We start from the raw sequence: 8,054 nt of genomic DNA, 5'->3' as shown, positions 1-8,054 counted from the left end.
AGGGGCGGGCGAAGGCGGGCCCGCCTATGGCGGCACCAATGCGGGCACTCACTACTCTTCACTGGATCAAATTACCCCGGAAAACATCGGAGAGCTCGAAGAGGTATGGCGGATTCAAACCGGCGACAAAGCGGGCCCCAATGCGCCCCCGGAGATCACCAATCAGAATACCCCGCTGAAAGTGAACGACAGCCTGTATATCTGTACCTCGCACAGCCGGGCGATGGCGCTATCACCCGAAACCGGTGAAACCCTCTGGGCGTTTGACCCCGAGATCAGCACCATGGGGGCGGATGACTTCTCTGGCTGGGCGCATATGACTTGTCGCGGCCTCGCCTACTATGACGCTGCAAACTATTCTACTGACACTAACGACGCTGCTACCGATAGCACAGAAGAGACAAACAGTGACGCTGCCCCGAGCAGTGCAACGGCTCTCTCTTTCGATATCTTCGATGATAGCGATATTTTCAGCCTGGATCTCTCCTTCCTATCCCTGCTGTTTGGTGTGGAAGAAAACGGTAACACGCAGCCAATGCTCAGTGAGACCGACGTTATGTGCCCACGCAGGCTCTACCTGCCGACGGCGGATGCGCGCTTGATTGCACTGAATGCGGATACGGGCGAGCGGTGTGCCAGCTTTGGCGATAACGGTGAGATTGATCTCACCAACAATATTGGTGACTTCTCACCGGGCGGTTACTACTCCACTTCCCCTGCGACGGTAACCGAAAATCTGGTTATTCTGGGTGGCCATGTCACCGACAACAGCTCCATTGACGAGCCCTCCGGCGTTATTCGTGCCTTTGACGTGCATACCGGCGAACTGGTGTGGAACTGGGATAGCGGTAACCCTGACGACACCGACCCGTTAGCCGAAGGCGAGACTTACACCCGCGGCTCCCCTAACGTATGGGCACCCATCAGCGTTGATGAAGCACTGGGCATGGTTTATCTGCCGATGGGCAACGCCACGCCTGACCAGTATGGCGCTGACCGCACCGAGAACGATGAAACCTACAGCGCGGGTCTAGTGGCACTCAACCTGGAAGATGGTCAGGTTGAGTGGGTTTACCAGTTCGTACACCACGACCTCTGGGATATGGACTCACCTGCGCAACCGGTACTGATTGATTTGGCCACTGATGAAGGCACCCAGCCCGCGGTTATTCAGCCGACCAAGCAGGGCAGCCTGTATGTATTGAACCGCGCAACCGGTGAGCCGATTGTGCCCATTGAAGAGGTGCCTGCACCTCAGGGCGCCGTCGAAGGCGACTGGACCGCCGAGACGCAGCCGCGGTCAGCGCTTAACCTACTGCCACCGCCGCTCACCGAGCGCGATATGTGGGGTGCTTCACCGTTTGATCAGATGATGTGCCGCATTCAGTTCAACTCCTTGCGCTACGAAGGCCAATATACGCCACCTTCTCTGGAAGGCAGTATCGTCTACCCCGGCAACGTTGGTGTGATGAACTGGGGCGGCGTCGCCGTTGACCCTGAGCGCCAAGCGCTCTTCACTGGCGCTAAATACTTGGCGTTTGTATCTACGTTAATTCCTCGTGAAGAGGTAGAAGAGGGCCAGGGCTCGGCGAGCGAACAGGGCCTGCAAGCCAATGCAGGTGCCCCCTATGCCGTTGAGCTCGGCCCGTTGCTTTCGGTACTGGGCCTGCCCTGCCAAGCGCCCTCCTGGGGCGACGTAGCCGGTATCGACCTGCAAAGTGCCGAGGTGGTATGGAAGCACCGCAATGGCACCACGCGGGACAGCATGCCGTTTGACCTGCCGATTGGCTTGAACGTCGGCGTTCCGGCGCTAGGCGGCCCGCTGACCACTGCAGGCGGGGTGTCGTTCTTGAGCGGCACGCTAGATCAGTACCTGCGCGGATACGACATCACCACCGGCGAGGAGCTGTATAAAGCGCGCCTGCCAGCAGGTGGCCAAGCTACGCCGATGACCTATACAGGCCAGGATGGCCGCCAGTATGTGGTTGTCACGGCGGGGGGCCACGGCACCTTTGGCACCAAGATGGGCGATTACGTGATTGGCTACGCGCTACCGGAGTAATCGGTTAGCTTAGCGTCATCACCAATAAAAACGGGCGGCCTCATCAAAGAGAGCCGCCCGTTTTTTTATTATTAAAGCGCTTAGGAAAGTACTTCTTAGCAACGCACCGCTTAGAAACGTACCTCTAGCCCGCCATAAACACTGCGCCCCGGGGCCGGTTCGTAGAAACGGCCAAAGGTGCCGTTCAAGCGTACGTTAGCGTAGTGTTCTTCATCGAAGAGATTGCGCACGCCCACATACGCATTTAGCCGCGTATCGCTTCCCAACTGCCAACCATCACCCACCCGCAGGTTCACCAGCCAATAGCTATCGACTTCTGTCTCATTGGCGTTGTCCGCCACCATATCGCCTACGTACTGGGTCTCCAGCGTTGCAAAGCGCTCATCCAGGCCCTGCCAAGTTAGCTGATTGACCCAGGTCTGCTCGGGTAAGCCAGGTATGCGGTTACCGCCAAAACTCTCTGACGGTGTAATAAATCGATCAAACTCGTAGCTTGCCAGCGTCAGGGCACTATCCAACCGCCACTGGTCAGCAAGCTGCCAACCCAGCGCCAGCTCAATGCCGTCGCGGTCGGTGTCGCCTGCGTTTTGGTAGAAGGTGCGACCGCCGTCATCATAAGGCACCAGCTCGTCACGCACGCGCACCGAAAACAGCGTTAAATCGTAGTCCATGGCAAGCGGTGCAATGTAGCCACGCGCGCCAACTTCACGGTTCCAGGCTTTTTGCGGCGACACGGACGGGTTGAAACCGCCCCCCACTGGATTGGCAAACTCTGAGAACGTCGGCGTTTCAAACGCCGTACCGGTATTCACGTAGACCTGGTGCTGAGGGCGGTAACGGTAGCTAAGCCCCGCTGAACCGCTCCACTCATTGAAGGTTTGTTCACCGCTCTGATCACCATCGCTCAGGTAACGGTCGTCTACCTCTAACTCCACGCTATCGAAGCGCGCGCCAAGCGAGAGCGTTACCTGCTCAGTCAGCGCTAAATCGCCCTGGGCAAATACCCCGGCGGAGGTTGCCGTCTGGATCTCTTCCGCCAACTGCTCGCCGACCACACCTTGGCCATTTACCGCATTACGAAAGCGCTCGTCGTCTTGGCGGGCCACATCAACACCGGTGATGTAGCTAAGCGGCAGGCTGCCCAAGCTGACTTCATGGTGATACTCAGCGCTCGCGCCCAGATAGTCACGCTGGTAGCCGATACGGCTATCGCCCACATAGGGTAACTGCTGCTCAAAATCGCGCTGGGCAACAAAGCCTTTTATATAGAACTCACCAGGCCCGACAGACAAATCTTCGTACTGTAAGCCAATAAGCTGCTGATCTACGTTCTGCCCTGCATCCAACGCTAATGAGTTCGGCGCCGCTTGATCGCGGCCTCGGGCCACTTCACCGGCGTTCAGCGCGCCGGGGTCTTCGGAACGGGGATTTTCAAGCAGATTGATAATCGCGGTTAGTGCCCGATCGCTGCCTAATTCGCGGCGCAGTTTGGCATTTAACAGGTATTTCTCTGTAGAGCTCTGCTCCCGGTAACCATCCACATTAAGAGCAGAGAAGCTGACGTGGTGCGACCAGTCCCCCTGGGCTCCACCAGTTTGTACGACTGCCTTACGGTAGCCATCGCTGCCCACCTCGGTGCGCACGCTTGAGCCTGGGTTATCGCGCCCATCAGCGGTGGTGATATCAATCACCCCACCCGCCGCGTTGCCGTAAAGTACCGAAGAGGGCCCGCGGATCACTTCAATGCGCTCAGCGCTGTCCAGATCAATAGCATCTAACTGGGCTTGGCCATCGGGTAGCGTATACGGAATGCCATCCACCATGACGGTAATACCGCGAACGCCAAACGGCGCCCGAGCGCCAAAACCGCGAATGGAGATTCGCTGGCCTTGAGCAAAATTATCGCGGTTTTGCAAAAACATACCAGGCACGCGCACTAAGGCCTCATCCAGCCGCGTGCGCTGCTGCCCCTGAGCAATCGCCTCACGGTCGAGCGTTGAAACCGCAGCGGGCGTGGCGTAAAGCTCTCGCGACAGGCGTGGCGCTGTCACTTCCAGCGTAGCCATTGTGCTATCACTCGCCGGACTCTCTTGCGCCCAACTTTGGCCAGCGCCAAGACAGATTAATAAGCAAAAAGACGTGGTGGTTACTTTTAATGGCACTTTGATGAACACGGAGTCCCTCCCAAACAGCGTAGAGCGGAAATAAATGGCGGAATTGAACGATTGCCTACTCGGCTAGTCACAAAGAGTTCGCCAAGGCATGGATAAATAGGTTGATCGTGCCTACACTTGTACAAGTTACCCCAATGAAAGCAAAGGAGGCTTCATGGCGTTTACAGCGACTGATCCAATCAAGATGATTTTTGCCGTAATACTTCCCCCACTCGGCGTATTTTTTGAGGTCGGTTTTAAAGGGCATTTCTGGCTGAACATTATTCTAACGCTATTTGGCTTCGTACCCGGCATCATTCATGCGTTTTATGTGATATTGAAACACTAGGTTTTCATAGACCGGTTTAGTGAATACGACGCCGCCTAAGCTAACGCTTAGGCGGCTTTTTTATGTCTTTAAAGTAGGGCTGGCATGGCGCCGTTTGTGCAAAGCGTGAACCCGTTCATCCAGCTCAGCTATCGGGCCTTCTACCTTGAGCCCTGGCACAATCTGTTGAATAGGCAAGGTCGCAACTGGGGAAGGCGCCACGTCTAAATCTGCAAGCCAACGACCCAACTGTTCAGACGAGCTGGCGTAGACAATTCGCCCTAGCCCTACCCAGCCATGGGCAGCGGCACACATCGGGCAATGCTCGCCTGAAGTGTAAACGGTCGCCTTTGCTCGCGCCTCCGGCTTCATATTCTGAGCAGCCCAGCGCGCCAGGAAGAACTCCGGGTGCTGAGTAGAATCCCCACCGGCAATACGGTTACGGTCTTCTGCCAAGATATCTCCTTCGGCACTTACCAGTACGCTACCAAAAGGTTCATCACCCGCCTCAAGGGCTTCTTCGGCTAACTCAACGGCACGCATTAAGTAAGCGAGTTCTCGATCATTCAACATGTGCTTTCCTTGTAGTCGTCAATGGCCCTACTGCCTTTACCCCTTTACCGTCGCTGGTGCTTCTTCGACAAACTCCTCTTGCAACTCCTCACCTTCACTACGGGCTATCACAGAGGTGCCGACCAAGTCGCCTGTCACGTTCAGCGCCGTACAGCCCATTCCCACCAGCGCATCGATAGCGGTGAGCAACGCGACGGTTTCAATTGGCAAGCCCACTTGCGCAAACACCGTTGCAATCATGATGATACCGGCCCCCGGCACCCCTGCCGTGCCCACCGATACCAGCGTGCCGATCAACACAATTTGCACCATGCTGATGAAATCCAGCGGTGCCCCCATCACGTTGGCGGCAAACACCGCCGAGATGGCGATACGAATCGCCGCCCCATCCATATTTAAAGTAGCTCCTAACGGCAGACTAAAAGCATAGATGCTTTTGGGAATTCCTAAGCGATGGGCAGCATTAACCGTTAGCGGTAACGTACCCGAGCTACTTTGGGTGGCAAACGCCGTGGCCATGGGCGTACGGGCTTCGCGAAAAAAGGTGCGCAGCTTCACGCCAAACAGCCGCATGATGCCGCAATAAATCAGCAGCTGGCTTGCCAGGGCGATATACAGTACGACCACCATATCGCCCAATGAGAGCAGCGTTGCCAACCCCTGCTGACTCACCGTTTCGGCGACAATCGCAAACACGCCGATGGGCACATAGTGCAATACCCCTGACATCACTTTTAGAGTGACCTCGTTTAGCGCTTCAATCACCCCATAAAGACGCTCACCCATGGCATGCTGGCGCTCCGACTGGCGCATTTTTAACAGCGCAATGCCAAACACCAGCGCCGTAAAAATAATGCCCAACATGTTGAGATCGGCAAACGCACCAATAATATTATCCGGCACTATATTCAGCAGCGTATCGACAACGCCTGGATTCTCGGGCACCGAGAAACTGGCGTTCTCATCCAACGTCATACCGCTGCCGGGACTAAACAGCGAGGCAACCGCTAAGCCCACCATGATTGCCAGCGCAGAAGAGGTAAGGTAATAGCCAAACACCTTGCCGCCTACGCGACCAGCGCTTCCCTCCCGGGACTGATTCACCCCGACCATCAGCGTAAACAGCACAATGGGGACAATCAAAAAAGTAAGCAGTCGTAGCAGCAGGTCACCCAGCGGCGCCAGCCAGGCAGCCACTGTCTCTCCGCCAACAAGCCCAATCACTACGCCCAGCACCAGCGCGACAGTAACACGTAAAATCAACGATGCCTGAGCATAAGCCTTCCATATACGAGTCATTTGAGCCCCTACAGATTTGAAGAAGTTGGTAGGTCTAATACAGTAATATCGACCACTTTATTAGTGTGGCACAGCGATATCTAGCAAGCGGTAAAGCGGGAAGCTCTCAACTGTTTCGCCTAATGCATATGAACCTAACGCATATGGCAACGAGGCTTCCATTTGCGCCTCCCCCTCTAGGCAAGATAATCCAGAAAGGCTTTGACACATCGAACAATCCGTGACACTGTAGCGTCAGTTGGTTAGCAAGCAAGCATGGTTTCAGAAGTGTACGAAAAAGATTTAGAAATGTACGAGATAGACGTGTACGAGATCTTTCGGCAAGCCTGTAATTGTATTCCTTGTTTTATCCGCTATTAATCTGGGTGATACCAGGAACTTTACTAAACGCTTTGCGCGAAAGGAATTTTACTATGTCTACTGGCACAGTTAAGTGGTTCAACGATACTAAAGGCTTCGGTTTTATTGCTCCTTCTGACGGTGGCGATGACCTGTTTGCCCATTTCTCTGAAATTCAAGCAGACGGCTTCAAAACTCTGCAAGAAGGCGCTAACGTCTCTTTTGACGTTACCCAGGGTAAGAAAGGCCTTCAGGCTTCAAACATCAAGCAAATTTCCTAAGCCTAGGTTTTTTAAGACTAAGTCTCTAAGACATAGCGCTTAAGAATTTGCTCGAACCTTCCAAGGTTCGGATAACAAGGCCCGCTTATGCGGGCCTTGTTGCGTTTGGAGCATACTAAAGCTGCGTGTGCGCCCCTCTCTTATATTCGCGTATATATTACAATTCGTGCATCCACCGTCACGGACAGCATTTCAAGTGCCGCTGCGCGAGCACGTCCCTCAGCGCTGGCTCGGTAAAGATGCGGCGTCATCGCCAACAGATCGGCAATTGCGTCACTTCCGTTTAGCGCAATTGAGTAGCTTACTCTCTCGCTGCTATGGTGAATAAAGCCTTCCAGCACCTCAGTCTCGGTCGAACGTTCAGGCTTTAACGTGGGATAGATAACCTTCCGCAACTCCCTCAAGTGATTGGGCCCCGCCTCGACCTGCAGTAGTACGCCTCCGGTTCTCAACACACGGGCAAACTCGCTTAATACCGGAAAGCCAAACATACATAGCACGCAATCCAGCGTTTCCGTCTGCACGGGCAAGTGCGCATTACTGCCCACCACCCAGCTACTTAACGGTGCCTGTTTATTGTCTTGCTTTGCAGCGGCTAATACCGCCCATTTAGAGATATCCAGCCCCATCAGCGAAAGTGACGGTGAGTTAGCCGCAGCGTCAGCTAGTTGGCGAAGGTAGTAACCTTCACCGCAGCCGGCATCCAGACAGCTAAACGACTCACTGCTTAGCGTTTGAACCTCAGCGTAGTTCAAGACTGCACGAATGACGGCATCCGCAATGGGCTGGTAGTGCCCCGCGTTTAGAAAGCGCTGCCGGGCAGCTACCATTGCTTTGTTATCACCCGGATCGTGGGAACGCTTTTGCTGCACCGGCAGTAAATTGACGTAGCCCTGCTTAGCAATATCAAAGCTGTGACCATCAGAGCATCGCCAAACGCTATCCGACCAACTGAGTGGTTTTCCGTCTAGCGGGCACGCCAGTGCTTGAAAAGGGGTAATGCTCATATCGGTGTCTTC

At 54.8% G+C, this 8,054-nt stretch carries 7 protein-coding genes; 3 read left to right on the top strand and 4 right to left on the bottom strand.

Annotation, left to right across the window (positions count from 1 at the left end):
• On the top strand, nucleotides 1-2,062 hold a 2,062-nt coding region (locus JI62_RS14255; protein WP_088701340.1), incomplete at its 5' end, for a membrane-bound PQQ-dependent dehydrogenase, glucose/quinate/shikimate family.
• 110 nt (nucleotides 2,063-2,172) lie between these two features.
• On the opposite strand, the gene JI62_RS14250 is transcribed toward JI62_RS14255, so the two are convergent.
• Nucleotides 2,173-4,128: a TonB-dependent receptor family protein gene (locus JI62_RS14250; protein WP_240513254.1), complete on the bottom strand. Its 1,956-nt coding sequence runs from the start codon at nucleotides 4,126-4,128 to the stop codon at nucleotides 2,173-2,175.
• A 262-nt stretch (nucleotides 4,129-4,390) separates the two neighbouring features.
• Here JI62_RS14250 and JI62_RS14245 point away from each other — a divergent pair, with 262 nt between their 5' ends.
• A complete protein-coding gene (locus JI62_RS14245; RefSeq protein WP_009722289.1) occupies nucleotides 4,391-4,564 on the top strand; it encodes a YqaE/Pmp3 family membrane protein in 174 nt (57 codons plus the stop codon).
• Between the two features lie 60 nt (nucleotides 4,565-4,624).
• Here the strand turns inward: JI62_RS14245 and JI62_RS14240 are convergent, their stop codons facing one another.
• Nucleotides 4,625-5,116: a nucleoside deaminase gene (locus tag JI62_RS14240; protein WP_088700782.1), complete on the bottom strand. Its 492-nt coding sequence runs from the start codon at nucleotides 5,114-5,116 to the stop codon at nucleotides 4,625-4,627.
• 36 nt (nucleotides 5,117-5,152) lie between these two features.
• Nucleotides 5,153-6,415 (bottom strand): dicarboxylate/amino acid:cation symporter, encoded by a 1,263-nt coding sequence (locus tag JI62_RS14235; protein ID WP_088700781.1) that lies wholly within the window; start codon nucleotides 6,413-6,415, stop codon nucleotides 5,153-5,155.
• Nucleotides 6,416-6,828: 413 nt separating this feature from the next.
• Between JI62_RS14235 and JI62_RS14230 the strand changes: the two genes are divergently transcribed.
• Nucleotides 6,829-7,035 (top strand): cold-shock protein, encoded by a 207-nt coding sequence (locus JI62_RS14230; protein ID WP_007111402.1) that lies wholly within the window; start codon nucleotides 6,829-6,831, stop codon nucleotides 7,033-7,035.
• Nucleotides 7,036-7,175: 140 nt separating this feature from the next.
• Here JI62_RS14230 and JI62_RS14225 read toward each other — a convergent pair whose 3' ends face one another.
• Nucleotides 7,176-8,042: a putative RNA methyltransferase gene (locus JI62_RS14225; protein WP_088700780.1), complete on the bottom strand. Its 867-nt coding sequence runs from the start codon at nucleotides 8,040-8,042 to the stop codon at nucleotides 7,176-7,178.
• Between the last annotated feature and the right edge of the window lie 12 nt (nucleotides 8,043-8,054).

The organism is Halomonas campaniensis (genome assembly GCF_002211105.1).
GTDB lineage: Bacteria > Pseudomonadota > Gammaproteobacteria > Pseudomonadales > Halomonadaceae > Vreelandella > Vreelandella campaniensis_A.
The sequence above is the reverse complement of the archived record's forward strand: the minus strand, read 5'-3'. Positions and strand labels throughout refer to the sequence as shown.

Coding starts and splice junctions, on each gene's coding strand:
- JI62_RS14250 (WP_240513254.1), bottom strand. CDS start 4,128: ATGGCTACGCTGGAAGTGACAGCGCCACGCCTGTCGCGAGAGCTTTAC.
- JI62_RS14245 (WP_009722289.1), top strand. CDS start 4,391: ATGGCGTTTACAGCGACTGATCCAATCAAGATGATTTTTGCCGTAATA.
- JI62_RS14240 (WP_088700782.1), bottom strand. CDS start 5,116: ATGTTGAATGATCGAGAACTCGCTTACTTAATGCGTGCCGTTGAGTTA.
- JI62_RS14235 (WP_088700781.1), bottom strand. CDS start 6,415: ATGACTCGTATATGGAAGGCTTATGCTCAGGCATCGTTGATTTTACGT.
- JI62_RS14230 (WP_007111402.1), top strand. CDS start 6,829: ATGTCTACTGGCACAGTTAAGTGGTTCAACGATACTAAAGGCTTCGGT.
- JI62_RS14225 (WP_088700780.1), bottom strand. CDS start 8,042: ATGAGCATTACCCCTTTTCAAGCACTGGCGTGCCCGCTAGACGGAAAA.